The 768-nt window shown below is 63.8% G+C and carries 1 protein-coding gene; it reads left to right on the top strand.

Annotated features, from left to right (window positions below):
• Positions 1 to 228 precede the first annotated feature (228 nt).
• On the top strand, positions 229 to 768 hold a 540-nt coding region (locus ENZ74_RS33375), incomplete at its 3' end, for a LysR substrate-binding domain-containing protein (protein WP_127313365.1).

The raw sequence follows: 768 nt of genomic DNA, 5'->3' as shown, positions 1-768 counted from the left end.
TGATCGTCGGGTCCTTGCGCAGCTGCGTCGCGGTGATTTCTGTGGCCTCCTTTGCGATGCGAGCGGAAAGCGCCGCGTCAGGTTTGCCGGTGACGCTGATGTTGATGATAGGCATTCTTCTTCTCCTTGGCTTGAGCGGCGTCCGATCGCCGTTGAAACAACCATGCCACCACCTTTTAGGCAAAAAAATCGAATTGTTTTTAAATGATACTTCGATAGTATCGAAGTATGGAAACGCTCGATCCCGATCTGCTCCGAACCTTCCTTGCTTTCGTCGACAGCGGCTCGCTGGCCCAGGCGGCTGCAAGCATCGGCCGTTCGCCCTCGGCGGTGACCGCCCAGATGCAGCGGCTGGAGGAAGTCGTCGGTGAGCCGCTGCTGGCGCCGCAGGGGCGGGGACGTGGTTGGACGCCGGCGGGTGAGGATCTCGTCGGCCACGCCAAGCGCATTCTTGCCGTCCATCGCGAGGCTTGGCTGGCGCTGAAGGGCGCCCGCGCTGCCGGGCGCGTTGCCATCGGCACGACGCAGGATTTTGCCGACAGCGGCCTGCCGGATCTGCTGCGTGCTTTCGCCGGCAGCCATCCGCGCGTCAGGATCGAACTGCGGGTCGGCCGTTCCGCCGAGTTGGCGCAGGCGCTGCAGTCTGGCGGCCTCGATCTGGCGATCGTCATGCGCCAGACGGCAGCGGCGGACGAAGTCGGCGTGCTGCGCGAGCCGATGATATGGCTATGCTCACAAAAGGGGCTGGCCACGCGGCAGGAGGAACTG

This window comes from Mesorhizobium sp. M7A.F.Ca.CA.002.15.2.1, assembly GCF_003998715.1.
In the GTDB taxonomy this organism is placed as follows: domain Bacteria; phylum Pseudomonadota; class Alphaproteobacteria; order Rhizobiales; family Rhizobiaceae; genus Mesorhizobium; species Mesorhizobium ciceri.
The sequence above is the reverse complement of the archived record's forward strand: the minus strand, read 5'-3'. Positions and strand labels throughout refer to the sequence as shown.